The sequence below is a fragment of the Exiguobacterium sp. SH1S21 genome, from assembly GCF_004337175.1.
In the GTDB taxonomy this organism is placed as follows: Bacteria; Bacillota; Bacilli; order Exiguobacteriales; family Exiguobacteriaceae; genus Exiguobacterium; species Exiguobacterium aurantiacum_A.
The window spans coordinates 455,153-481,495 of sequence record NZ_SJUY01000001.1 but is presented as its reverse complement, the minus strand read 5'-3'; the positions used below and the strand labels follow the sequence as shown (position 1 = coordinate 481,495).

At 52.0% G+C, this 26,343-nt stretch carries 25 protein-coding genes; 19 read left to right on the top strand and 6 right to left on the bottom strand.

The genetic code is table 11. The annotated features are described in order from the left end of the window. Positions 1-3 precede the first annotated feature (3 nt). Positions 4-756 (bottom strand): homing endonuclease associated repeat-containing protein, encoded by a 753-nt coding sequence (locus EVJ24_RS02320; RefSeq protein ID WP_071398405.1) that lies wholly within the window; start codon positions 754-756, stop codon positions 4-6. Between the two features lie 448 nt (positions 757-1,204). Between EVJ24_RS02320 and EVJ24_RS02315 the strand changes: the two genes are divergently transcribed. The 8 genes from EVJ24_RS02315 (at position 1,205) to EVJ24_RS02280 (ending at position 10,798) form a co-directional block, all read left to right on the top strand. Then, positions 1,205-3,118, top strand: a complete 1,914-nt coding sequence (locus EVJ24_RS02315; protein WP_131439240.1) for a polysaccharide biosynthesis protein — start codon at positions 1,205-1,207, stop codon at positions 3,116-3,118. Then, positions 3,115-4,143, top strand: a complete 1,029-nt coding sequence (locus EVJ24_RS02310) for an NAD-dependent epimerase (RefSeq protein ID WP_131439238.1) — start codon at positions 3,115-3,117, stop codon at positions 4,141-4,143. Before EVJ24_RS02315 ends, EVJ24_RS02310 begins: the two co-directional genes overlap by 4 nt. After that, positions 4,143-5,486: a phenylacetate--CoA ligase family protein gene (locus tag EVJ24_RS02305; RefSeq protein ID WP_131439636.1), complete on the top strand. Its 1,344-nt coding sequence runs from the start codon at positions 4,143-4,145 to the stop codon at positions 5,484-5,486. Before EVJ24_RS02310 ends, EVJ24_RS02305 begins: the two co-directional genes overlap by 1 nt. A 24-nt stretch (positions 5,487-5,510) precedes the next feature. Continuing rightward, on the top strand, positions 5,511-6,875 hold the full coding sequence (locus EVJ24_RS02300) for a phenylacetate--CoA ligase family protein (RefSeq protein WP_131439236.1): 1,365 nt from the start codon (positions 5,511-5,513) through the stop codon (positions 6,873-6,875). Between the two features lie 13 nt (positions 6,876-6,888). Next, complete coding sequence (locus tag EVJ24_RS02295) at positions 6,889-8,220, top strand: nucleotide sugar dehydrogenase (protein ID WP_131439234.1); 1,332 nt, start codon at positions 6,889-6,891, stop codon at positions 8,218-8,220. Beyond that, complete coding sequence (locus EVJ24_RS02290) at positions 8,208-9,338, top strand: glycosyltransferase family 4 protein (protein WP_131439232.1); 1,131 nt, start codon at positions 8,208-8,210, stop codon at positions 9,336-9,338. The genes EVJ24_RS02295 and EVJ24_RS02290 overlap by 13 nt, the downstream gene beginning before the upstream one ends. 28 nt (positions 9,339-9,366) lie before the next feature. Then, positions 9,367-10,068, top strand: a complete 702-nt coding sequence (locus tag EVJ24_RS02285) for a hypothetical protein (protein WP_131439634.1) — start codon at positions 9,367-9,369, stop codon at positions 10,066-10,068. A gap of 76 nt (positions 10,069-10,144) precedes the next feature. Continuing rightward, positions 10,145-10,798 (top strand): hypothetical protein, encoded by a 654-nt coding sequence (locus EVJ24_RS02280; protein ID WP_131439230.1) that lies wholly within the window; start codon positions 10,145-10,147, stop codon positions 10,796-10,798. 27 nt (positions 10,799-10,825) lie between these two features. Here the strand turns inward: EVJ24_RS02280 and EVJ24_RS02275 are convergent, their stop codons facing one another. After that, a complete protein-coding gene (locus EVJ24_RS02275) occupies positions 10,826-11,590 on the bottom strand; it encodes a MerR family transcriptional regulator (protein ID WP_131439228.1) in 765 nt (254 codons plus the stop codon). Positions 11,591-11,638: 48 nt separating this feature from the next. Further along, positions 11,639-12,100, bottom strand: coding sequence for a GNAT family N-acetyltransferase (locus EVJ24_RS02270; RefSeq protein WP_236637526.1), 462 nt, complete (start codon positions 12,098-12,100; stop codon positions 11,639-11,641). A 220-nt stretch (positions 12,101-12,320) separates the two neighbouring features. Between EVJ24_RS02270 and EVJ24_RS02265 the strand changes: the two genes are divergently transcribed. The 6 genes from EVJ24_RS02265 (at position 12,321) to EVJ24_RS02240 (ending at position 18,504) form a co-directional block, all read left to right on the top strand. Beyond that, positions 12,321-14,024: a glycoside hydrolase family 13 protein gene (locus tag EVJ24_RS02265; RefSeq protein ID WP_131439226.1), complete on the top strand. Its 1,704-nt coding sequence runs from the start codon at positions 12,321-12,323 to the stop codon at positions 14,022-14,024. A gap of 127 nt (positions 14,025-14,151) precedes the next feature. Then, positions 14,152-14,571, top strand: a complete 420-nt coding sequence (locus EVJ24_RS02260) for a DUF1934 domain-containing protein (RefSeq protein ID WP_131439225.1) — start codon at positions 14,152-14,154, stop codon at positions 14,569-14,571. Continuing rightward, entirely contained in the window at positions 14,568-14,996 is a 429-nt protein-coding gene (locus EVJ24_RS02255; RefSeq protein ID WP_131439223.1) for a hypothetical protein, read from the top strand. The genes EVJ24_RS02260 and EVJ24_RS02255 overlap by 4 nt, the downstream gene beginning before the upstream one ends. Positions 14,997-15,043: 47 nt before the next feature. Beyond that, positions 15,044-15,562: a GNAT family N-acetyltransferase gene (locus EVJ24_RS02250; RefSeq protein WP_131439221.1), complete on the top strand. Its 519-nt coding sequence runs from the start codon at positions 15,044-15,046 to the stop codon at positions 15,560-15,562. Positions 15,563-15,568: 6 nt separating this feature from the next. Further along, complete coding sequence (locus EVJ24_RS02245) at positions 15,569-16,285, top strand: hypothetical protein (protein ID WP_131439219.1); 717 nt, start codon at positions 15,569-15,571, stop codon at positions 16,283-16,285. Between the two features lie 89 nt (positions 16,286-16,374). Next, positions 16,375-18,504 (top strand): (Fe-S)-binding protein, encoded by a 2,130-nt coding sequence (locus EVJ24_RS02240; RefSeq protein ID WP_131439218.1) that lies wholly within the window; start codon positions 16,375-16,377, stop codon positions 18,502-18,504. Between the two features lie 45 nt (positions 18,505-18,549). Here the strand turns inward: EVJ24_RS02240 and EVJ24_RS02235 are convergent, their stop codons facing one another. Next, on the bottom strand, positions 18,550-19,845 hold the full coding sequence (locus EVJ24_RS02235; protein WP_131439216.1) for a globin-coupled sensor protein: 1,296 nt from the start codon (positions 19,843-19,845) through the stop codon (positions 18,550-18,552). Between the two features lie 187 nt (positions 19,846-20,032). On the opposite strand from EVJ24_RS02235, the gene EVJ24_RS02230 reads away from it, so the two are divergent. From EVJ24_RS02230 to EVJ24_RS02210, 5 genes are all read left to right on the top strand, one after another. Then, the gene (locus EVJ24_RS02230) at positions 20,033-21,343 is read left to right on the top strand and encodes a hypothetical protein (protein WP_084812983.1); all 1,311 of its coding nucleotides are present in this window, start codon (positions 20,033-20,035) and stop codon (positions 21,341-21,343) included. Between the two features lie 80 nt (positions 21,344-21,423). Next, entirely contained in the window at positions 21,424-21,903 is a 480-nt protein-coding gene (gene rpoE, locus EVJ24_RS02225; RefSeq protein WP_070328219.1) for a DNA-directed RNA polymerase subunit delta, read from the top strand. A gap of 235 nt (positions 21,904-22,138) precedes the next feature. Next, complete coding sequence (locus tag EVJ24_RS02220) at positions 22,139-23,734, top strand: CTP synthase (protein WP_131439214.1); 1,596 nt, start codon at positions 22,139-22,141, stop codon at positions 23,732-23,734. A gap of 151 nt (positions 23,735-23,885) precedes the next feature. Next, a complete protein-coding gene (locus tag EVJ24_RS02215) occupies positions 23,886-24,701 on the top strand; it encodes a TVP38/TMEM64 family protein (RefSeq protein WP_236637525.1) in 816 nt (271 codons plus the stop codon). Between the two features lie 42 nt (positions 24,702-24,743). Next, positions 24,744-25,298 (top strand): GNAT family N-acetyltransferase, encoded by a 555-nt coding sequence (locus tag EVJ24_RS02210; RefSeq protein ID WP_131439206.1) that lies wholly within the window; start codon positions 24,744-24,746, stop codon positions 25,296-25,298. Here EVJ24_RS02210 and EVJ24_RS02205 read toward each other — a convergent pair. After that, positions 25,290-26,057 carry a helix-turn-helix transcriptional regulator gene (locus tag EVJ24_RS02205; RefSeq protein ID WP_131439204.1) on the bottom strand — a complete coding sequence of 256 codons (768 nt, stop codon included), beginning with the start codon at positions 26,055-26,057 and terminating at the stop codon, positions 25,290-25,292. The two genes, EVJ24_RS02210 and EVJ24_RS02205, sit on opposite strands and share 9 nt — an antisense overlap. A 39-nt stretch (positions 26,058-26,096) precedes the next feature. Then, entirely contained in the window at positions 26,097-26,309 is a 213-nt protein-coding gene (locus EVJ24_RS02200) for a hypothetical protein (RefSeq protein WP_070328215.1), read from the bottom strand. Between the last annotated feature and the right edge of the window lie 34 nt (positions 26,310-26,343).

Sequence of the window (26,343 nt, the reverse complement as noted above, 5' to 3'; positions counted from 1 at the left end):
TTGTCATGTGATGACTTGCTGTTGTTCCATACATTTCAAAGCGGCGGTCCAGCTGCCGAACAAGGCGTTGATTGTCGACGTGCTCGGCACGTTTCGTCCTTCGGCCCATTTGCGGTAGTGAAGGATGCTGAAATGGCTTAATTCATCTTTAGCGACCCGGAGCGCCTCGATGACGTCCTCCTCGTCCCATTTCCGTTTCGGTGGGGCGATATCGAGGACGAACAAGGCGTAGCTCCAGGAGCCGTACTTCCGGGCAATCGTTGCCACGGTCGGATATCCCTTCTCCTGCGCCCAGACAGCGTAGTGCTGTGAAGTGAGACGTGTCAGTTCGGCGGACGCCTCGATGAGTGCCTGAATGATGCGCTCCTCGTTATTGCGGGCCGTCGTCGTCTGCAACTTCGCTTCGCGAAGCGCGTTTGACCACGAGCCGAACCGACTGCTGATCAGCGTGAGCGACGGGGCTTGTGCGACTTTGGCCCACTCCCGATACGTTTGGCTCGTAAAGATGTCGAGCTCTTCTGCGGCCTCGTTTAACGCGGTTAAAATATCTTCGTCCGAATAATAGCGGTACATCATTTTGATTTCAGCGGCTTGAACGGCTTCGCGCCAGGAACCGAATTTGTAAATCACGGTCGAGAGGGAAGGAACGTCTTTGCTGCGGGCCCAGAGTGTGTATTGTTTCGTATCGAATTCTTTGAGTTCATTCGCTGCTTGTTGTAGGCATGAGATGATTTGCTGCTCTGTCCATCTTTTCATCGTGATGTCTCTCCTTTTTAGAAGCGCTTGATTGCTTCAAAGGTCATGGTGTGGTTGAACGATGATGGTCCTCAAGGAAAGCCCAAACGGTCGAGGGCGCGACTGCGGTTGACAACGAACATAAAAGACTCGTGACTGACGGTGTAAGCAAGTCGTGAAGAAATCATGTGACGAGCATGCATGTTCACTTATTTCTAAATTCCCCTCCTTATTGACAATTTACACCTAATTCACGATTCATATACTTTCAATATTACCCATTTAGTGCGGAAATATTCACAAACAAAAAGAAATGGCCATCATACATTCGTAAAACTGTTTGATGGCTAAATTTCGTTGCTATGAAAAAGCTATGGATTTCTTTCAGATTGTGAATCTCGAACGGGTACTAATCTAGCATCAGCGAATAACCCGTTTACATTCGGCAATCTTTAAAGGTGGTGACAGGATGACTATTCGATTCAATCATTATCCGATGGACCGAAAAAACACGATGCTTATGATGCTCGACGTGACAATCGCGGCGGCGGCCATCTTTCTCACGTTCAAACTGTTGTTCGCTCATGACACGACCGTCTCCGGCGACACTACGAAGTTAATGACGATTTTAGCGTTGAAAAGTACGGCTCTGCTCGTCCTCGGGTGGATGACACGTGTTTATCGGATTGACTGGCGTTACGGTTCGATGCGTGAGTTGCAATTGCTCGCCCTTGTGTTGCTTACGAGTGATTTACTTGTCCTCGGTGCTGCCCTCGTCGTGTTAGAGAATGTATCGTATCAAGCGCTATTCGTCCAGAGCCTGCTCGCGTTCAACGGGATGTTGTTCATCCGGATTGTGGCGAGAACCCGGTCTTTCTTCCGCTTCCGGAACGCTCCGCCGAGCGGAAAAGCGACGCTCATCATCGGCGGTGGGGACTCAGGACAAAAGATCACGAAAGAGTTGAAAGAACATCGGACGAACGTATTAAACGTCGTCGGTATTTTAGACGACAATCCGTTCCTGCAACGGCTCTATATCCATGGGACACCGGTCATCGGCCCGATTGATGCGCTCGAGCGGAAAATTGAAGAGCTCGGGATCGAAGTCGTTGTTCTCGCAATCCCGTCCCTGCCTTATAGCAAACGGCTGCAACTGCTCAAGCGAATCGAGAAGACAGGCGTCGAATCACATGCGTTACCGATGCTCTCAGAGCTTGCGTCCGGAAAAGTATCGATGAATGAGATCAGGGAAGTGGCGATCGAAGACTTGCTCGGACGAGAGCCGGTCCAACTCGACGTATCCGAGATCTCACATAAGCTAAAAGGCACGACCATTTTGATTTCAGGTGCTGGCGGATCGATTGGGTCTGAGCTATGCCGGCAGTTAATCAAATTCGAACCCGGTCGTCTCGTCTTGTTCGGGCATGGCGAGAACAGCATTTATTCGATTGACCGTGAACTTAAAGACTTACAAACGGAAACGGAGATTTGTCCAATCATTGGGGACGTCCAAGACCGGGCGCGATTGATGGAAGTGTTCGAACAGTTCAAGCCTGAGATCGTCTATCATGCGGCGGCCCATAAACACGTCCCGCTCATGGAAGGGAACCCGAAAGAGGCCGTGAAGAACAACATCTATGGTACGAAAAATATGGTCGAAACCGCTGATTTGTTCAATGTCGAACGTTTCGTCATGATCTCGACAGACAAGGCGGTCAATCCGACGAACGTGATGGGCGCGACGAAACGGGTCGCCGAGATGATTGTTCAGCAACAAGCGCGTCATAGTGCGACGACGTTCTCGGTCGTTCGGTTCGGTAACGTCCTCGGCAGTCGCGGCTCGGTCGTCCCGTTGTTCAAAGAACAGATTGAACGCGGTGGTCCGATCACGGTGACACATCCCGAGATGACGCGTTACTTTATGACCATCCCCGAGGCGAGTCGGCTCGTCGTTCAAGCAAGTGTTCGCGCGAATGGCGGTGAGGTGTTCGTCCTTGATATGGGACAGCCGGTCAAAATCGTCGACTTGGCCCGACGGATGATCACGCTCAGCGGCTTCACGCTTGAGCAAATTTCGATTGAATACAGCGGAATCCGGGCGGGCGAGAAATTGTATGAGGAGCTGCTTGCCACGAGCGAACGCAGCGAAAATCAAGTGTATGACAAAATTTTTGTCGGCTGTACGCGACCGTTCAAATCGGTCGAACCAATTTTACGTACGATTGAACATCTACTTGACCAACAAAGCGCATTGACGTCCTTCCTCTTGTTCGTCGCCAATAGCGAAATCCCGGAAGAAGTGATGGCAGATATGTTCGCGCCTCAGATCGAGCCCGTTCGGATTCGTTCGAGCGACCCCACTCAAAGGAGGAAGACGTTATGAAAAAGACTGTGCTCGTCACAGGTGTCGCAGGATTCATCGGCTTTCATTTGGCGCGCCGACTGTTGCGAGAAGGGCACCACGTTGTCGGCATTGATGAAGTGAATGATTACTACGATCCTCATTTGAAAGAGGCGCGTCTCTACGTCTTGACGCACCCGAACTTCAAACTGTATCGGGACTCGCTCGAGAACAAAATGGCCGTCACACGGGTGTTCGAGAAACGGAGTCCTGATATCGTCGTCAACTTGGCTGCGCAAGCAGGCGTCCGCTACAGTCTTGAAAATCCGGACGCTTATATCCAATCGAATATCGTCGGATTTTTAAACATCCTTGAGGCGTGCCGGAACTTCCCGGTCGAGCAATTGATTTATGCATCATCAAGTTCCGTATACGGCTCGAACCAAAAGATGCCGTTCTCTGAACAGCATCCGGTCGATCATCCACTCTCGTTATATGCGGCTTCGAAGAAAGCGAATGAACTGATGGCCCACACGTATAGCCATCTGTTCGGTCTAAAGACGACCGGACTCCGCTTTTTCAGCGTCTATGGACCGTGGGGAAGACCGGATATGGCGCTGTACAAATTCACAGAGGCCATCATGAAAGGCGAACCGATCGACGTCTATAACTATGGGCAAATGGCCCGTGACTTCACTTACGTCGACGACGTGATCGAGTCGATCGTCCGCTTGATGAACATTCAACCATTCGCTGACGAAGAGTTTGACTATCACGACCCGCTCCCTGACCGAAGCGACGTCCCGTTCCGTGTGTACAACGTCGGCAATCATAGTCCGGTCCAGCTGATGGATTTTATTCGAATCATCGAGAAAAAACTCGGGAAGCGAGCAATCGTGAACGAACTCCCGCTGCAGCCGGGTGACGTACCGGAAAGTTTTGCCGATTCATCGGAATTGTATGAAGCGATTGATTTTCAACCACAGACCCCGATTGAACAAGGGGTGCATGAATTTATCGATTGGTATATCGCGTATCACCATGCATTGAAGGAGGGAATCGAGTGATGATGTCACTTCAAGACAAAATCTATGCCAACTCTCCGTTGCCGGTTCAAAACTGGCTCATCTCGCTATACGGGTTGAAGTTATACCATGAGCGTTACGGTCCTTATTACGAAAAAGAGTTGACCAAGCTTCGAAGTCGACGGCTCGTCGATCCGCAAACGGCCCAACTGAACCGGCTCAATCGGTTCCTTAAGTTTTGTCAGACGCATAATAGCTACTACCGAGACTTGTTTGACCGCCATCACGTGGAGCTGCCACTTCTGCAACTGAGCGATTTGAAACAAATTCCAGTGCTTGAGAAAGAGACACTTCGTACCGAATCGACTATTTTCTCGGACGTTAAAGCACCAATCGTCGGTTGTACGGGCGGAACGACCGGGACGGCACTCCAAGTCCGGTTCACGGTCAAAGATTATCAAGCCCGCATGGCCCACTTAGATTACTTTAAAGAGCAGCACGGCTTTACAAAAGGGATGAAACGAGCAAGTTTCACCGATCGGATGATTTGTCCGCGCGGCCAGGAAGAGCCGGTCTATTGGCGTTATAACGCTCCGATGAAACAGATGCTCTACTCGGTCGTTCACTTTCATCCGAAAACGATCCCGGCCTACGTCAAATCATTGAACGACTTTCAACCTGACGCTCTCGACGGTTCGCCGTCCGCGATGATCGAAGTCGCCAAGTATTTAAAAGACACGGATATGCGCTTGACGTTCAAGCCAATCGCCATCTTTCCGACGTCGGAAACGTTGTCGCCATGGGGACGCGCATTGCTCGAGGAAGTTTTTGACGCCTCGGTATACGACCAATACGCTTCTTCAGAAGGCGCACCGCTCGTCACCGAATGTCAGCATGGCCGGATGCACCTCCATCCGGAGACCGGCATCATTGAGGCCGGAGAGAACGGAGAAGTGCTCGTCACGAGCTTCACGACCCATGGCACGCCGCTCGTCCGTTATCGAATTGGAGACCGAATGACACTCAGCGATGAGACGTGTCCGTGTGGCCAGACCGGTACGGTCATCTCGTCGATCGATGGCCGTCAAATGAATTACGTCGAGACACCGGAAGGTTATAAAGTGTTCGAAGGCGACTTGACGGCAACCGTCGCCGTGCTTCCAAACTCGGTACTTCAAGTCCAAGTGCTCCAACATGAGATCGACCAGATTGAAATGTTGTATGTCAAAGATGAGGACCGGTTCGAAAACGAACATGAGACGATATTAAAGCAAGAAGTGGAACGACTGTTCACACCGAATATGCGAATCCGTCTTAAAAATGTGCCGGCCATCAAAAAAGAACCAAACGGAAAAATTCGGGTCGTGAAGCGACTTCACGTCTGACCCATACAAAAGGGGAGTTTGATCATGGCAATCTTCGCGTTGCGGGACGTATATTTTAAGGCGCCGATCCGCCTTCAAAACTGGATGACGTCACTTTACGGCTTGAAGTTGTCACAAGAGCGTTACGGGAAAGCGTACGAGCAGGAGCTTGCCGCACTACGCAACCGTCCGACGGATGACGCGGCCGTTCGAGCAGACCAGCTTCGACGACTCAATGACTTTTTAGCATTTTGCGAAGCGAACAATGACTATTACCGTCAGTTATTCGACGAGGCCGGCGTATCACTCCCGCTCGGCTCGGTCGAAGATCTGAAACAGATTCCGATACTCGAGAAGGAAACGGTCCGCTCGACCCCGGTCATCTACTCGCACGTGAAGACAGACATTATCGGCAAGACAGGCGGGACGACCGGTGCGTCGCTCCAAGTGAAATTCACAGCAGAAGATTATCAGATCCGGATGGCCCATTTGGATTATTTTAAAGAACAACACGGCTTTAAAAAAGGGATGAAGCGAGCCAGTTTCACGGGACGCGTCATTTGTGAACCAGATCAAGCGGCACCCGTGTTTTGGCGGTATAATCGTCCGATGAATCAACTACTGCTGTCATTGTTCCATCTGACAGAGGCGAATATCCCGCACTATATCGCGGAACTGAATCGGTTCAAACCAGCCGTTCTCGATAGCGCCCCGTCCGCTATGATCGACCTGGCCTCATATATTAAAGCGCACAATATCAAACTCGACTTTCAACTGATCGCCTTGTTCCCGACGTCCGAAACGATCACGGCGTTTGGACGGTCGTTGCTTGAAGAAGCGTTCAACGCGCCCGTATTCGACCAATACGCCTCGTCCGAAGGGGCACCGATTTTGAGCGAGTGCAGTCATGGACGGATGCACCTTCATCACGAGACGGGGGTCATCGAGCCTTATGGGGAGGACGGCGAAATTCTCGTCACGAGCTTTACGACCCACGGGACACCGCTCGTCCGTTACCGGATCGGGGACCGGATGACGTTCGGAGAAGGGGTTTGCCCGTGCGGCCAAGGCGGGACGTATGTTGAATCGATTGAGGGACGACAGACCAATTTTATCGTCACGCCAAAAGGACTCAAAGTCTATGAAGGGGATTTGACGACGATCGTCAGCGAGCTCCCGAACTCGGTCATTCAAGTCCAGTTTCGGCAGCTCGATTTGCATCACATCGAGATGCGCTACATCAAAGACCCAAATCGCTTTACCTCGTCGCATGAACAAGTGCTTCGACGGGGGTTGAAAGAGCTCGTCGGAGACGGCGTCGAGATTACGTTGACGCCGGTCAAACAAATTCCTCGAGGCCCGAATGGAAAAGTCATCGTCGTCGAAAAGTTGATGAATCAAATTTCATAATAACTGGAGGCAGATGGACATGGACAAACTCATCTCAGAAGCACAGACAACACGAAGAACCATTGCCAATCGCCATATCGCCGTCGTCGGACTCGGGTACGTCGGACTTCCGGTCGCGGTCGCATTCGGAGAAGTCGGTGACGTCATCGGATTAGATATTAACGAGGCGCGAATCCACGAATTAAATGAATACGTCGATATCACGCACGAAGTCGAGCGGGAAACGCTTGAGGGCGCATCAGTCGCCTATACGACCGACGCGTCACAGCTCGAAGAGGCGGACTTTATCATCATCGCCGTGCCGACGCCAATCAATGAACAAAATCAACCAGACCTCGGACCGATTTGCGGGGCCACGCGGGCAGTCGGGAAACACTTGCGACCTGGGACGATCGTCGTGTACGAATCGACGGTGTACCCTGGTTTGACAGAAGAAGAATGCGTCCCACTTCTCGAACAAGAGTCGGGTCTCCGGGCTGGGATTGACTTTAAAGTCGGCTATTCGCCAGAACGCATCAATCCAGGGGATCGCGTCAATACGTTTCGGACGATTAAGAAAGTCGTTGCTGCCGAGGATGACGAGACGCTTGATATCGTCGCAGCCGTATATGAGACGGTCGTCGATGCCGGTGTGCATCGCGCTTCGTCCATCAAAGTCGCCGAAGCCGCGAAAGTGATCGAGAACACGCAGCGGGACTTGAACATCGCATTGATGAATGAACTCGCAATCATCTTCGAGCGGATGAATATCGATACACTTGAAGTGTTAGAAGCGGCCGGTACGAAATGGAACTTCCTGAACTTCCGGCCTGGACTCGTCGGTGGCCATTGTATCGGTGTCGACCCGTTCTATTTGACGATGAAGTCCGAGATGCTCGGTTATCACCCTGAGGTCATCTTGGCCGGACGGCGCATCAACGAGACGATGGGCAGCTTCATCGCCACGTCGCTCATCAAAACGATGATTCGGCAAAATATGCCGGTACTCGGCTCCCGGGTCACTGTGCTCGGGATGTCGTTCAAAGAGAACGTCAGTGATATCCGCAACTCGAAAGTCGCATCGCTCGTTCGGGAAATTGAAGAGTTCGGGCTCGATGTCCAAGTGTATGACCCGTTCGTCGACCATGAAGAAGTGAAACGCGAGTATGGGATTGAAGTGAAAGCCTATCACGAGCTGAAACCGGCCGAGGTCGTTATCTACGCCGTCTCACACGATGAATTCGTGAGTGCCGGTTGGAAAATCGCCGAACGTCAGTTGAAGATGGGACGAGGGATCGTCATGGATTTAAAAGGTATCTTAAACCGAGCGACGAAGCCAGAGGAGGTCCACTTATGGCGCCTTTAAAGATCCTTCAATTCTGTGCGGTCGATATGACCGCAGACGTCTTATTGCGCCCACTCATCGAATCGCTCAAAGCAGAAGGTCACCAAGTCGACGTCGCCTGCGCCTACGGTGACCGGACGGACCGGTTGCGGGCAGAAGGATGGGTCATTCACACGCTGCCGATCGATCGCAAATTCCATCCGAAACGGAATGTGCAGACGATTCAGGGACTCGTCACGTTGCTCAGGCGGGAGAAATACGATGCGATCCATGTCCACACGCCGGTCGCCGCCGCGCTCGGACGTGTCGCGGCCCGCATCGCCCGCACTCCACACATTCTTTACACGGCCCACGGTTTTTACTTCCATGAACGGATGAGTCGGGTCGCTTACGAGCTTGTATTTTGGCTCGAAAAGTCGCTAGCCGCGCTCGCGACCGACTGGTTGTTGCTTCAAAGTGAGGAAGATTATTCGCTCGCTAAGACCCGACATTTTAAAAACGACGACCGTCTGCTTCATCTCGGGAACGGGATTGATTTGACTCGCTTCCAACCGGTTGAAAAAACAGTGGACCCGAAACAGTTAAAGTTTCTATTCGTCGGCCGCCTCGTGAAAGAAAAGGGGATCCTCGATTTACTCGAGGCGTTTCAGGAAGTTTCGGCGCGTCATCCGGGCGCAACACTCACGATTGCTGGGGAACTGATGACGAATGAACGTGACCAAGTGACGGTAAAACTCGTCGAGGCGCATCTCGCCGATAACCCGAACGTGCATTACGCCGGGTTCGTCACAGACACCCCGTCTTTGTTCAACCGTCATGACGTCTTTCTGTTACCGTCTTATCGGGAAGGGCTCCCCCGTTCCATTTTAGAGGCGATGGCGTCAGGTCTTCCAGTCATCGCGACGAACATCCGCGGTTGTCGAGAAGAAGTCATCGACGGAGAGACGGGATACCTCGTCCCGGTGGCCCGTCCGCAAGCGCTCGCGGAGGCAATGGAGTCGTTCATCGAGCATTCGGATCGGATCGAATCATACGGTCGCCGAGGTCGCGAAGTCGTCGAGGAACGGTTCGATGAATCGAAAATTTTGACACGGCAAATCAATTTATTTGCGCAAATTAGCGCTCGTGAAGTGGGATGAGTCGTCGTATAAAAAAGGGGGAGGCGGCATGGAAGAGAAACAAGTGATTTACCAGTTGAGGACGGCCGCTGATGACGGTCGTCTCACAATCCATATGTACCAGCAATGGCAACAAGCGAACGGCGGACCGACCGTACTCGAACTGTTAGAGGTTTATGGTTCGTGGGCGAACGTGCTGCGGCTCGTCGGGTTTGAAAACCAGATGCCGCGTTTCACGAAGTCGGAAATGTTGCGAACGCTTCGCCGGGCAGCGAAGGATCTTGGCTCGATCAATAGTGCCGATTACCGAAAATGGGCGCATGACCATGATGCTCCGACACTCACGGAAGTTGTCATCCAGTTTGGGTCTTGGAAGGTCGCATTGATTGAGGCCGATCTACTCGGGATGATGGCAAAAGACCAAAAGATTGAAATTATTCAAGCGTTGCTCGATGCGAGCGATGAAATCGAACCATTTAATTCAACAACGTATGCGAAATGGGCGAAAGCGAACCAACGTCCGAGTATCACAAAAGTCGTTCGGCGCTTCGGGTCTTGGACGCAAGCACTTGAAGAAATCGGATTGTCGACGCGTAAAGCGTTCACGGAACAAGATATTCTATCGGCGTTGAAAGAAGCGAGTGAGGATTTGGCTGTCCTCTCGCCATGGGGTTATGAAATATGGCAAAAAAAGATGGGAAAGGACCGGCGCTTAAAGATATCCAACAGATGTTCGGTTCTTTTGACATAGCGCTTTCGGCGATGGGGCCAGAATTTACAGACCAGGCAAACGATGACGTTTCAAAGAGAGGGAAGGAGGAGGGCTTATGACGCGTCCGATCGTCTTATGTATCGGCGAGGATCCGACTTCGACTTATGTGTACCAGGCGATTCGAAATCTCGGGGTGACCCATGTGATCAAAGAAGACGGTCCGGCTGAAGTGCGTCCCGACTCGATCAACGAGTGGATGCGTCAATCATACGTTCGATTGACGTCACCGCTCATGCGCCGATTCAGTCGTCAGCGCGTCCGAGAGTTACAAGCACGTTATCCGCTGAACGACAATCCGATTCCATCGCATCATCTGTTGCGTGTCACGTCACTGAATGACGCACGAACGATGATGTGGCTTGATCGCTTACAACCACAACTCGTGATCTTGCACGAGACCGGACCCGTCGACATGAGCCGACTGCACCGTCTTGACTGTCCGATTTTAACGGTCAGCCCTTCGATGGCCAAAGGACAACTTGAAGCTTACTGGGCGTTTCGCGCTAAGCCTGACGTCTGTGAAGTGAGAATCGAACAATGGGGCGACAGAGGGTGGACTGTACTCGACCGGTCCGTCCTCTATGTCGGTGGCACCGATAACTTTGCGACGTATCCTTACCTTCAACTTGTGACGGCACTTCCGCTTTTGCGTCGCCAAATTGAATCGATGCTCGAAGAGGACGTGTATGATCGACGGACGGCAGAGTAAAGGCCAAAGCGAGTTCACTTTGGCCTTTTAGCTATTTTTGATGCAGTAATGTTGGATCGCGTCGTTATAGTAGACGGCAAGCCCGGTCGCGTACTTGTCGTAAAACATCGTGAACCGCTCATCCATGACATACATGTGCCCGAGTCCGCTGAACATGTCGAATGAACAGTCATAGAAATTAGCATTGATGAACTGATGGTTCGCCTTGACGACGGCTTGGACACGTTCGTCTTCAATCGGCACGTCCGCTCGGAACAGGTCGACGAGCGGTTTGACGAGATTCATCTGTTCTTGGCTGAGTGTTTCCCAAGCATCTTTCGAGCGCTGGTTGGCACGCTCGAAAGATGTGTGGTACGCCTCGCTGTCACCCCAACGAGCGTGCACTTCGGCTTCATGTTTCGCTTCGTGGACTTGTAGTTCGTCAAACGACAGTCCGTTGAACAACTCTTTTTCTTTCATTGGAATTCCTCCTTTGAGTGAGGTGAGTGTCGTCTCGGCCGTGTCGGCGAGCATATCAAAATAAGCCGCTTTCTCGCGCAACGCTGTGACTTGGCGCTCGAGCGTCTGAGCCCGGTCGAACGAATCAGCTTCAAGTAAGTGCTTGATCGCGTCAAGTGAAAAGTCGAGCGACCGATAGAACAGAACCATCTGCAAACGGTCGACGTCATGTTTTGCATAGCGGCGATATCCGTTGTCGTCGCGCAGCGGTACAAGCAGACCGATCGCGTCATAATGCCTGAGTGTCCGTTGCGTCGTCCCAGCGAGCTTGGCGAGCTGCTGAATCGAATACATAAGCCTCACCTCCTTGAATTCAGCGTAAAGCGTGACGTCACGTCAAGGTCAAGCTTGTTTTTCAAATAAGGAAAAACCGTCGCGTTCGCCGACGTAGCTGAAGCCGAAGCGAAGATAATAGTCGTTCAAAAAACCGTTCGTCGCGACACAGTCGAGACGGATCCGTTTTGACCCGGCCATTGCCTGACTCATCAATTGAGTACCGATTTGTTTTCCTTTATGGCGCGAGTCAACGACGAGGCGATGCACGTAGACGGCTGCGTCGGCGTCACTCCATAAGTTCTCGTCCCACGACGTCGGTGGGATCAGACTGACCGCCCCGACAATCGTATCGTTTTCTTCATATACATAGACTGTTCCGTTCGTGACGTCATACGTCACAGTATCGGTCCGGCTCGGCTCTAAATATTTTTGCCATTGCGTTTTTCCGGCTGCTTTAAACTCCATCGCTTTCGTTAGAATAAGCGTATCAATGGGAGACACATCGGCCACTGTGGCCAAACGAATCATATGAGTCGCCTCGCTTTCAATTGGTTTTTAAATCGTGTAGGGTACACGGTGAGTAAGCTATTTAAAACTTCTTTGTGTCGGCGAATGATTTTTGGTAAGATAAACTTACTGTAATCGTGCAAACGATTGCGCTAGCCGTAAGAAGAAAAAATAGCACTGATAATAAGATAAGTATATAGGATGCGCAGTAAGTTTAGAGACAAGGGAGTCTTATTGAGACATGCAACTTTTACAACGTGACCAACACACAAAAACTTTAAAACGAAATTGGTGGAAAGAAGCCGTCGCCTATCAAATCTACCCGCGCAGTTTTTACGACGCGAACGGTGACGGGATCGGTGACATTCAAGGCATCATCGACAAACTCGATTATTTGAAAGACCTCGGCGTCGACGTCATCTGGATTTGCCCGATGTACAAGTCGCCGAACGACGACAACGGTTATGACATTAGTGACTATGAGGACATCATGGACGAGTTCGGGACGATGGCAGACTTTGACCGTCTCTTGGAAGAAGTCCATGCGCGCGGCATGAAGCTGCTCTTGGACCTCGTCGTCAACCACACGTCAGACGAGCACCCGTGGTTCATCGAATCGAAGAGCTCGAAAGACAATCCGAAGCGTGACTGGTACATTTGGCGCGACGGGAAGCCCGACGGTTCGAAGCCGAACAACTGGGAGTCGATCTTTGGCGGCTCGGCTTGGGAGTTCGACGAGACGACCGAACAGTATTTCTTGCACGTCTTCTCGAAGAAACAGCCGGACCTCAACTGGGAGAACGCTGAGATGCGCCAGACGATCTACAACATGATCAACTGGTGGCTCGACAAAGGCATCGACGGTTTCCGCGTCGACGCCATCAGCCATATCCGTAAACACCCGTCGTTCGGCGATCTTCCGAATCCGGAAGGCCTCGACTTCGTGCCGTCGTTCGAGATGCACATGAACGTCGACGGTATCCACGGCTACCTGGAAGAACTCCGTGACGAGACGTTCAACAAACACGACATCATGACGGTCGGTGAAGCGAACGGCGTCTCGCCTGACGACGCCCACCTTTGGGTCGGTGAGAAGGACGGCAAGATGAACATGGTGTTCCAATTCGAACATATGGGTCTTTGGCGTGAAGATGCCGAGTCGAAACTCGACGTCGTCCATTTGAAGAACGTCTTGACGAAATGGCAAAAAGGCCTCGAGGCAGACGGCTGGAACGCCTTGTATGTCGAGAACCACGACCAGACACGGACCGTGTCGTCATGGGGCGACGATGAGCGTTACTGGAAAGAGAGCGCCAAGTCGATCGCGATGATGTATTTCCTCATGCAAGGGACACCGTTCATCTATCAAGGCCAAGAGATCGGGATGACGAACGTGAAGTTCGATTCGATCGACCAGTACGACGACATCGCGACACGTAACCGTTACTATATCGGACGTGAGAACGGCAAGAGCCATGAAGAGATGATGGAGATCACGTGGAACTCGTCGCGTGACAACACACGGACGCCGATGCAATGGAGCGACGCCGCGAATGCGGGCTTCACGTTCGCCGAGAAGCCGTGGTTCGGCATCAACCCGAACTATCCGGATATCAACGTCGACGCGCAGCTCGAGGACGAGGATTCGATCCTCAACTTCTATAAAGAGATGATCCGTCTCCGTAAAGACGACGAGACGTTCGTCTACGGCAAGTACGATATCGTCTTGCCTGAACATCCGGAGATTTACGCCTACACACGGACGCTCGGTGACACGCAATACCTCGTCATGTCGAACTTGACGGACAAAGAAGCGATCTTCGCGACGGATATCATGCTTCGTTCAGACGACGTCGTCTTGAAGAACATGCCGCTCGACGCGCATGATGAGACGATGCTCCTCCACTTGAAGCCGTTCGAAGGACGCGTCTACAAGTTGAGCTGACTCAAAGACAGGGGAAACCCTGTCTTTTTTGTAGTGTGAGGCGCGCGCGAACCGGGAAAGAAAAAGTTAGCGATTCCGGACCGTTTAGGAGATATGGTACGATGAGACGGCGGAAAGGGGAATCACCATGGCAATTGAACCACGACGGGTCCGTGTCCGGCAGACGACGAAAGTCAGTGAGGTCGATGAACCGATCGAGCTCCATGCCGACGGGCTCTACTATGAATTAAAGACCGGCTTCATCTTGATGTTCGACCAAGAGCGTGAGGACGGCATTGTGCCGACGACGTTGAAATATACGACCGGGCGGCTCGCCCTCATCTGTAAAGGACCGATCGAGATGAACCATTCCTTCATTGAAGGGCGGCTGACACAAAGCTTATATAAAAATCCATATATGTCGATGACGATGGCGACGACGACGGTGCGGCTCGATGTCCGGGACGGCCGCTGCCGTTTCCATTACGAGTTGGCAATGAACGACGACTTGGCGGGCGACTATGAAGTCGACGTCGCTTGGACGTTTGAAGGAGGAGAAACGAGATGAATTTTACAGAACGTGTGAAAAAGATTGAAGAGATGTTGAACGAGGATTGGTTCGAGATGCTCGAGACGAACGAGGAAGAGTATGAGGAATGGCGAGGCCGCCTCGAAGACCATGCCGAACAAGTCATCGGTCATTATGACAATGAGACCGGCGTCGATATGGACGCGGTCGACAAGTTGCTCCAATTGAACGACGAGTTCCCGCTCCTGTACGGAGAAGACACGGTCCGGCTCTATATCGCGTTGATCGAAGCGCGACCGGAAGATAAATCGGTGTACGACCGCTATATCGACTACTTGGCGGCAATCGGTGACGCTGAGCATGAGGAATTTTTACGGTTCCACACGCTCGTCGAAGCCGGTCGCTTAGACGAAGCGAGACAACTCGCACCGGTGATGCCAAAACGATTAGGACTCGAAGACTAAGGCCGCATTGCGGTCTTTTTCATACATATGATTAGGGGGGAAATGCTATGTTACGGCTCGTGAAGACGTCAGTCGAACAGCAAGACCAAGTTCTTGCCCTGTTAAGCGAATGGAAAGAGGACGGAAGCAACATCGTCCCGACGACGATTAATAAAGATACAAGCGATTTTGACGCCTACGTCAAACGACTACTTGACGCAGAAGACCGTGAAAAGATTGAGGACGGTTGGGTGCCGAGCACGACGTATTGGTTGACGGACGGGGACGAGTTGCTCGGGGCGGCGAATATTCGCCATGAGTTAAACGCCCACCTGTTGAACTTCGGGGGACATATCGGCTACGGCATCAAGCCGAGTGCGCGCGGACGCGGTTTGGCGACAGAACAGCTACGTCTCGCGCTCGAGAAAGCGAAGGAACTCGGAATTGAGCGGGCGCTCATCACGTGTGACCGAGAGAACGTCGCTTCTCGCCAAGTCATTTTGAACAACGGGGGTGTCGCCGACACACCGTATACCGAAGAAGGTGGAAACGTCGTCGAGCGATTTTGGATTGATGTGAAAGGGTGACATGGGATGGCGAACTGGATTGTCGTGTATTTAGTGCTCATCAATTTCTTTGGGATTTATTTGTTTCCACGCGACCGGGTACCGTCTAAAAAATGGTTCTCATTTTCGAGCGGGATCGCCATCACGTATTTTTTCATGTATTTACTGCCATCACTCAACAAGCGCCAAGATACGCTTCAAGTCGACTGGCTCGATCTTGCCTTGCCGTCAGAGATTTACGTCGTCAGTCTGCTCGGCTTTACCGTCTTCTACGGAACGATGCGGTTCGTGCGGACACCGTACTTTCAAGACGAGACGATTGACCGAAACGTGTCGTATTGGCTTCAAGTGACGCTTCTGACGGCATACATGTCGTTCTCGGCTTACGTCGTCACGGCGACGTCGGTCACGTTTGTGGCACGTAGTTTTTATGCGACCGCGCTCGGCGTCCATTTCCTCGCTGTCGGACACGACTTGTACCGTCACTACGGGGAACGTTACTTGACACAAGGACGCTATTTTTTGAGCGGCGGGATTCTCGTTGGCGGCTTGTTCGCCCGTTTCATCGATCTAGCGACGCACGTCGAGGCGCTCCTGTTCGCGTTCGTCGCCGGGGCGATGATCCTCAATATCGTCAAGTTCGAGCTGCCGGCCGACCGCAACCTCCACTTCCGGACGTTCATGCTCGCTGTTCTCGGCTACGGCGGCATCTTGTTGTTCTTGAAACATGTGCTCGACTTTTGATTCTAACAAGAAAATGAATGACTGTTCATTCACTATTTGTTATACTGAACTCAAGATTGAATCCGTTTTCATAAGGGGGAGTTTTGGGGATGTCGACATTTTTAATCGTCAACTGGATTCTATTCTTGCTCGTTCTCGGTTATGGACTGTATTTGTTCGCGACGCTCGTGTATCAGCGGTATACGTTCATCAAGCTTGGGAAGAAGGCAGAATGGAGCCAAACGAATAAGGAACGGCTCGAACAAGTCATGATCAACGTGTTCGGTCAAAAGAAATTACTGAAGGATAAGAAGAGCGGGATCATCCACGTCATGATGTTCTATGGGTTCATCCTCGTCCAATTCGGGGCCATCGACTTCATCTGGAAAGGGCTCGCCGTCGGAACCCGTTTCCCGCATGTGCCGCTCGGTCCGCTCTATCCGATTTTCACATTCATGCAAGAAATCGTCATGCTCATGATTCTCGTCGCGGTCGTTTGGGGATTCTACCGCCGTTACGTCGAGAAACTCGTGCGCTTGAAACGGAATTTTTTGGCCGGCCTCGCCCTCATCTTCATCGGCGGGCTCATGGTATCGGTCTTGTTCGGCAACGGGTTCTATCTCGTTTATAAGGAAGAGTTACCGATGTGGGGCGAACCGGTCGCGACGCTGATCGGTTCAGCGTTCGCTTGGGTACCTGGGGGCGTCGCTTTCGCCTTGTTCGTCGTCTTCTGGTGGCTGCACCTCATGTTCTTGCTCAGCTTCATGATCTACATCCCGCAAGGCAAACACGCCCACTTGATCGCTGGGACGCTCAACGTCTGGCTCGGCCGGACGCACAAAGTCGGTCGTCTCGCGCCGGTCGATTTCTCAGCGATGGAAGACGCGGAAGAGTCGGACGAAGAAGTCGTCTTCGGTGTCAACAAAATCGAGGACTTCAACCAGAAGCAACTCGTCGACTTGTACGCTTGTGTCGAGTGTGGGCGCTGTACGAACGTCTGTCCGGCGACCGGTACCGGCAAGATGCTGTCGCCGATGGATCTCATCGTCAAGCTGCGTGACCATATGAACATGAAAGGGGCGGCCATCACGCGGAAATCACCGTGGGCACCGGCACTTATGTTCCAGAACACGCAAGGTGCGGAGATCGCGGCCGCGGCCCAGAACGGGCACATGCTCGTCGCCGATGAGTTGATCGGCAACGTCATCACGGAAGAAGAGATTTGGGCGTGCACGACGTGCCGAAACTGTGAAGACCAATGTCCGGTCATGAACGAGCACGTCGATAAAATCATCGATCTTCGCCGTTACCTCGTCATGATGGAAGGGAAGATGGACCCTGAGGCGCAACGCACGGTCGCAAACATCGAGCGTCAAGGCAACCCGTGGGGGATGAACCGGAAAGAGCGCGAGAACTGGCGAAAAGACCGGGAAGAACTCGTCATCCCGACTGCCAAAGAGAAAAAGAAAGCTGGGGAAGAGTTCGAATTTCTCTTCTGGGTTGGGGCGATGGGCTCTTACGACAGCCGCAGCCAAAAAGTCGCCCAAAGCTTCGCAAGCGTCTTGAATAAAGCAGGTGTCTCGTTCGCCATCCTCGGAAACGAGGAGAAGAACTCAGGTGATACGCCGCGTCGCATCGGGAACGAACTGTTGTTCCAAGAACTCGCCGAGGCGAACATCAAACTGTTCGAGAAGTACGGGGTCACGAAAATCGTCACGGTCGACCCGCACGCATACAATACGTTCAAAAACGAGTATCCGGATTTCGGACTTTCTGGTGTGAAAGTGTACCACCATACCGAGCTGCTCGCCGAACTGCTCGATACAGGACGGATCAAACCGGACTTCGCCGTGAACGAACGCGTTGTCTACCACGACTCGTGTTATCTCGGCCGCTACAATAATATTTATGACGCACCGCGTTTCGTCCTTGAACGAATTCCAGGGGTCGAGCTCGTCGAAGCAGAACGAAACCGCGAGAACGGCATGTGTTGTGGAGCCGGTGGCGGACTCATGTGGCAAGAAGAGAAAGTCGGGACGCGTGTCAACGTCGCTCGGACCGAGCAGTTGCTCGAGACGAAGCCGACGGTCATCGGTTCGGCATGTCCGTACTGTTTGACGATGCTCTCGGACGGTACGAAAGCGAAAGAAGTCGATGAGACGGTCGGAACGTTCGACGTCGTCGAGTTGCTCGATCGCTCACTGAAGCCAATCGAAGTACCGGAACCAATCTTACAATGAAACAAAGCCGGGCTTGGTCGTTGACCAGGCCCGGCTTTCGTTTACTCACATTTCGGATTTTGTGAGCAGTGAAGACGTGAGGTGAGACAGTCCTTGCGTCGTCTCGTTGATGGCTGAGATCGTCTCGACCATCTGTCCGAGGTCTTGCTTGTTGCGTTCGAATGAGAGAACGTAGTTGCCCATCTCGTCTTTCACGGTCGAGAAGCCGACTTTGACCGCATTCAACTGACGCATCGCCTCGTCGTTCGTCCGATGCATTTGTCCCATCTGGTCGAGCAGGGCGGCGATGTTCGTCTCGTTCTCGTGGATGAGTACGTTAATTTGGCTGCTGAGCTGTTTGGCGTTCTCGGCGAGTGTCCGGACTTCGGTCGCGACGACGGCGAACCCTTTGCCGTGCTCACCGGCCCGGGCCGCCTCGATGGACGCGTTCAACGCGAGCAAGTTCGTTTGGTTGGCGATCTGTTCGATGCTGCGGGTCATGCTGACGATTTCTTGCGAGCCGTCTTTCAAGGCAGTGATGCGCTCGAGCGAGGCGTCGACGTATGTCGCCGATTGTGTGAATTCGGTCTCCATCTGTTCGATCTGTTTGCTGTTCGTTTGCGTCAGTTCCATCAAGTGACGGCTCATCTTCTCCGTCTGTTCGGTTTCAGACAACACTTGGTGGGCCCGGTCGCTCGTCTCGGACATGGCGGCGCCGGTCCGTTCCATCGTCGTCGCGACTTCCGTGCTGACACGACCGATATCGGTCAACAAATCGGCCCGGGCCACGTTTGCCGATTCGATCTCACCGAGTCGGGCGTCGACGTACTGCTCGGTCACGATTTGAGCATCCAAATTCATTGCGTGTGACAACGCGAGGAGTGACTCGGTCATCGCCGCCGGATCGTGTTGATAGTGCTCGACGATTTTCGGGACGAGCAACGTGTTGAAGGCAGAATACGTCGCGAGGAACCAGACGACCGGTACCGAGAAATTATGGTGTGTCTGTCCCATGCGTTTACGCATGGCGAGAAACTTCTCATCGATCCGACCCGTCAACAAGCTGCGGAAGTAGTCGGCGAATACTTTTTTCAAACGCTCGCGCGTCGATGAGGCGTTGGCGATCTTGACCATGTCAGGCTGCAACATCAAATGGTCGAGTACGCTTTCTAACACGTCATCAAGCACGGATTCGACGAGTGGGGCCATCGCTTGAAGGCGTTCGACTTGAGTCGACGTATAACCCATATAATGCGCACGTCCACTCAGACGGGTGTCTGACGGTTGGGCGATGGTCGCTGCGTCAGGGAAAGCGATTGATGCGGTATAATCAGTTTTTTTCGATTTACGGAAGAGTGTCATTCAAAAATCTCCTTTTCTTAGTACGAGTAAAAGCCGTCATCTCATATATCGGTCAAAATGTGAAAATACTGAGAACTTGATGTGCGAAGGAGTCAGTTGTTTTTTGTCCAAATCGGGAAAGAAGGAAAGAGAGACTGTTTCGACCACTTCGACCATTTCGAAGAAAGAGGTGTCCTTCGTGAAAAACATGATTGTGTTATTGACGATTGTCAGTGCGCTCAGCAGCCAGATTCTCCCGCAAATCCTGTATTTGTCGGTGATGGCATTAGAAGAAGGCATCGGGGGTTTAATCCCATTCATGATTTTTTATGTCGCGAGCATGTCGGGGCTATTGTTGTGGGTGTATGTCATCGGTCGTCTCGGATCGAAACAGACATTTTTGATTGCTTTGTGGGTACTAGTCGGCGGACTGGTCTGTTTTTTGTTGCCGTTTGAATGGGGCATCGAGTTGAGTGCATTTTTAGTCGGCGTCGGCTCAATTGGGGTCGGGTCAATCATGACGACGATTTTGTCCCAACTGAGTGAACTGTCTGTACCAAAAGAACCGACGGAGGACAAAGGGAGTTCATTGCCGCTCGTATTGGCACTCGTTGCGTGGATCGCCGCATTCTCATACATGCTCACCCAATCTTATAATGGGGCCGTCATCTTATTCCTCGTCAGCCTTGTCCTGCCATGGTTATTCGTGAGAAAGTTGCCACTCCAAAAAACGGCAACTTGGACATTGACGACGGTAAAGTTTGTGGGCGCCTTCATCGCCGTCACATTATTTACGTTAGTGAGCCGTCTTCTTAGTTTGTTAGAAGGAACGAGAGGCTACATTGAACTATTTTTATTGATGGTCATTTTACTAGGATATGTGGGCTGGGTTCTGTTCCAAGAACGGACGAGAACATACGTCAGCGCGACTAGGACGCGACAAGTCCAATTGCTTGCGTTCGTCGTCGGCTTGTTCGGGGGATGGACATTGATCGGTGCCGTATTCGTCAGTCTCGCCCTATATTCGTTTCAAGTACTCCTCTTCTATGTATTTGTCCCATTTTTTGCAGGGGTGATCGGTTGGGTATTGATTAGTCGCGTTTTCGACTTGGCTCGCCGTCCTTATCTCGTCCTGTTCGTCTCATCTCTGGTGTTTTTCTTAGGTTTCATCGAACCGCTCGTGTTCATTCCCGTCCTGTTCGTGAGCGGTTACGTCCAAACGATGTACTCAAGTGCCGGGCACGTCTACTTATATGAATACTATGGAGACAACAAAGAGTTTGCTTCGTTACTGCTTCAACTATGGAAACGATTTGGCATGGTCGTCGCCTATTCCGCTTTGATGGTCGGAATATTAAGCTATGGTCTCTACGTTGGACAGACAGTCAATGCCGAGCTGTCGTTTCAAATTCCTCGCGGCTGGATGATGGTTGTACTCGGTCTGACTTGGTTGTTTAACGTTGGATTGATTACAATCTATTGGCAACGCGTCAATAAAAATCAAGCGGAACCGAAATAATTTCCTCTAGCTTTTTTATATTGCTTTTGTTTATAATGAGGAGTGATGTTTAACTAGTGACGGAAAAGGAGTGTCCTTTAATGAATAAATCGTTGATCGATTTTGTTTACGAAATTCTTCAAAAGACTGGGGAGCAACCAGTTTCATTTGATGAAATCCGCGAGCAGATCAGACAAAACTATACGTTCACAAGTGAAGAGGAAGAGCTCGAGAAAATCGCGCAACTCTACACGGACATGAACATCGACGGACTATTCGTCAACTTGGGAGCTAACCGTTGGGCGCTTCGTGTTTGGTATCCGTTCGATAAGTCAGACGAAGATCTCGTCATCGAGGCACGCCAACGCGGCGAGCTTGACGAGTTTGAGGAAGATCTCGATGAGACGGACGAAGGCATCGTCGACATCGAAGACGACCTTGACGTCTTTGCTAAAGGTGAAGATTTCGATGCATCTGAATTTGATGCGGATGATGAAACTGAAAAAGTACCAGACCTTGACGAGTTCAAGGACGACGACTTAGACGACGACCTCGACCTCGAAGACGAGGACGACTTATAAGAGACCGCAAAAAGCCGGGCATTTGTCCCGGCTAGGCGTGTCTCTTTTTCTTTTTTGGCACACGGAACCAAGAAAAAAATAATAACTTGACGACTGCATCGTCTCTGACGTAAATTAGTCATGGGCTAGTTTAGCACGTACGATGCAGCAAAAGTGTCCCCCATGTCAGTGGGGGCACTTTTGCTTTTTTTGTTTTTCGTTTCCCGATGTGGGTATTCAAGAGAGGAGAATGATGATGACAAAGTATATTTTCGTAACAGGTGGGGTAGTATCTTCACTCGGTAAAGGGATCACAGCCGCTTCGCTCGCACGTCTGCTTAAAAACCGAGGTCTGAACGTAACGATTCAAAAGTTTGACCCATATATCAATATCGACCCAGGGACGATGAGCCCATACCAGCACGGTGAGGTGTTCGTCACGGACGACGGCGCCGAGACCGATCTTGACCTCGGACATTACGAGCGTTTCATCGACATCAACTTGTCGCAAAACGCGAACGTGACATCAGGCCGCATCTACTCGACGGTATTGAAAAAAGAACGTCGCGGTGACTATAACGGGGGGACGGTCCAAGTCATCCCGCATATCACGAACGAGATTAAAGACCGCGTCTTCCGTGCCGGCCGCGAGACGAACGCGGACGTCGTCATCACAGAGATTGGTGGAACAGTCGGGGACATCGAGTCGCTTCCGTTCATTGAGGCCATTCGACAAGTGAAAAACGACATCGGCAAAGAGAACGTCATGTACGTTCACTGTACGCTCGTCCCATACCTTCGCGCAGCTGGCGAGATGAAGACGAAACCGACACAACACAGCGTCAAAGAGCTCCGCAGTTACGGAATCCAGCCGGATATCATCGTGCTCCGTACCGAGTATGATATCCCGGAAGACATGCGTGAAAAGATTGCCCTCTTCTGCGACACGCGCAAAGAAGCGGTCATCGAGGCACAAGACGCGTCGACGTTGTATGAAGTGCCGCTCAACCTTCAAAAACAAGGCATGGACCAGCTCGTCAACGACTACTTCGGCTTCAACACGCCACCGGCTGACATGACGGCTTGGAAAAACCTTGTCCATACGGTCACGCACCTCGAGAAGAAAGTGAAGATCGCACTCGTCGGAAAATACGTCGAACTCCGCGACGCCTATATCTCGGTTGCCGAATCACTCAAGCATGCCGGTTACGCGTTCAACGCCGACATCGACATCGACTGGGTCAACGCAGAAGATGTGACGGCTGAAAACGTCGAGGCGCTTCTCGGCGACGCCGACGGTATTCTCGTCCCGGGCGGCTTCGGCGAGCGTGGGATTGAAGGGAAGATTGAAGCGACGCGTTATGCGCGTGAGAACAACGTCCCGTTCTTCGGAATCTGTCTCGGGATGCAACTCGCGACGGTTGAGTTTGCCCGTAACGTCTTGAAGTTAGACGGCGCCCATTCGGCGGAAATCGATCCGACGACGAACTACCCGATCATCGATCTTCTTCCTGAGCAAAAAGATATCGAGGACCTCGGCGGTACGCTCCGCCTCGGCCTTTACCCTTGTAAGCTTGAGCCGGGCACGAAAGCGCACGCCGCTTACAACCAAGAGCTCGTCTATGAGCGTCATCGCCATCGCTACGAGTTCAACAACGAGTACCGTGAAGCGTTCGAAGCGGAAGGATTCAAGTTCTCGGGGACGAGCCCGGACGGCCGTCTCGTCGAGATCATCGAGATTCCAGAACACAAGTGGTTCGTCGCGTCACAGTTCCACCCAGAATTGATTTCACGTCCTGAGCGCCCGCAGCGCTTGTTCCACGATTTCATCCAAGCAGCACTCGCAGAGTGAGGGAGAGGTCACGACCGTTTTCGGTCGTGGCCTTTTTTCTCGGGCAAAAGACTGACCGCTTCAACAGCTTAGGATGGATACATGTTCACCTAAATCCGGGTAAACTAAGAGTAGAACGGGGAGAGGGCGATGTCACATGGGGGAACGAAACATGATTTACTGGGGGTATGGGGTCGCATTAGTCGCGTTGAGCATATTGCCGTTCGTCGTCCTGCCGACACTCTTATTGCCGTATCAACTCGGATGGACCGGGGTTGTCCTGTTGGCTCTATCGATCGGTCTGTTGCGGTCGATCCGTGAAGGGTCGAGCGTCTATTTGAAGCAGATGTTGAAAGTGACATTCACGTTGTTTTTATTATTTGTCTTGATCTATTACGTCTCGTTCGGTCTCATCTTATACGATACGTATGGGCTCGATCGTTTGCTCGAACGTTATGAAAATCATGCGGTCTGGGTGTTCGCCGCGTTCAGTTTCCTGCAACCGATCGCGTTGCCGGTCCCGGAAGCGATCAGCGTCCCGATCGGCAGTGTCGCCCTCGGTCCGTTGCGCGCGGCCTTGATCGGCAGTGTCGCGACGACGCTTGGCATCCTCGTCATGTACGGGCTCGCGCGGTTCGGACGGGAGCGGGTCATGCACTTGATCGATGCGGATAAGCTCGCGACGTATGACCGTTATGTCGGCAAGTACGGTCTCGGTGTCTTGCTCGTCTTGTTCATCATCCCGATCTTACCGGACGAAGTCATTTGTTTGGCGGCCGGATTCAGCCGTGTACCGTTCGGACGTTTCGTGATGATCGCAGCCGGAGCGAAGCTCGTCACGTCGTTCGGATTAGCTTATTCGGTCACGCTCGGTGAATTGTTTGTGACCGGTACGAGCCCGTTCGCGGTCGTCTCGGTGACGGCGAGTTTGATCCTCGTCATCTTGGCGCTCGTCTGGCGCAAACGTAGAAAAGGGAATTCGAACTGACGTCTCGAATGAGTGAGGAGCATATACAGAGAGGAAGAGATTATGTATCGAGATGAGAAACTGGTTATTCGACCGATCGAGGCGCGCGACTTGGGACGGTTATGGGAATTGATTTACAAAGAAGCGACGCCCGAATGGAAACGGTGGGACGCACCGTATTTTGAACATCGCGCGCAAAGCTATGATGCGTATCAGGAGGAGGCGGACCGCCATGTCGGACGTGACGACATGTGGGTCGTCGAAGTCGATGGGACGGTATTCGGTACGGTGTCCTACTATTATGAAGACGCCGGGAAACAATGGCTCGAAGTCGGGATCATCCTTCATCAGTCAGACCGCTGGAATCAAGGTGTCGGGACGAGGGCGCTCAAGCTTTGGATCGACCATCTGTTTAACACGCTCTCGACGGTTCGGGTCGGATTGACGACGTGGTCAGGGAACGAGCGCATGGTGCGCGTCGCTGAAAAGGTCGGCATGCAGCTCGAAGGCCGGATGCGGCGCGTCCGCGTCGTCCGTGGCGAGCGCTACGATTCGATTCGAATGGGCATGCTTCGGGAAGAATGGGAAGACGAACAAAAGCGCGACGTCTCAAGTTGAGGCATCGCGCTTTTTAGACGTGAGAAACAATTGGCGGTATCGGAGCGGGGTCATCTGCTTGTACGTCTTGAACGTGGTGATATACGCCGTGCAAGAGGTAAAACAGTATTTTTTGCCGATGGCACAGATCGGCAGATTCGTACCGAGCAGGTCGGCGATCGACGCATCAATCCGTCGCCTGCGAATCCGTTCTGGCACACTTTCCCCGACTTCTTGTTTGAACAGAGCCGACAGATAGTTGTTCGACATACCGATTCGTTGGGCGATCCAAGGGAGCGATAACGCCGGTTCTTGCAGATGGTCCTCGATTAAGTAGATGATCGTCGTCACGTTCGGATTGGTCGATACGGGTGGGGACAAGAAAGCCATCATCTTCGTCAAGGAATCGACGATGACCGGGACGGCATCGATGAAGTCGAGCGTCGTCGTCAGTTCGTCGATCAAGATGAGGAGCGCACTCGTATAAGTGAGCGCGGTCTGGACGTTCGGGTTGTCGACCGGAATCATGCGGATGACGTGATAGACGAGTCCGCGATAGTAGAAGCGGACACTCCTATATTCATCCGTGACCGGAAGTTTCAAAAGGTCGAACGTCAACGTTTCAAGCAATTGCTCGGCCCGGACCGGATGGGCGCTCCGGATCGCATTCAAAATCTGTTGGTCGAGCGCATAAAAGTTATCGAGCAGCTGAAAGTCAGCAAATAAGTTTTTGTCGCGCTGCAAGTGGTTCATAAATTGGCGTTCGATTTTGTTTTCCACCGGTCAAGTCACTTCTTTCATCGTACCATCGGGAATCGTTCATTTGTCTCGTTGAGCATTTCGCATCGTCGCCTGCTTCAGCTCGGCGATTTCTTTGGCGAGTGCTTCTTCTCGGGAACGTGTGGATGATTCGAGGTGGTGTTCGAGTTCTTTGCTTTTGTTGCGATACGTTTCAGCCGCTTGTTTTGTGCGCTGGTGATGTTGATTAAGCTGTTTGTTGTGTACATCGAGATCAAACGGCTTTTTTGTCATATATATGCCCCTTTCAAAACAAGGTCAAACAGAC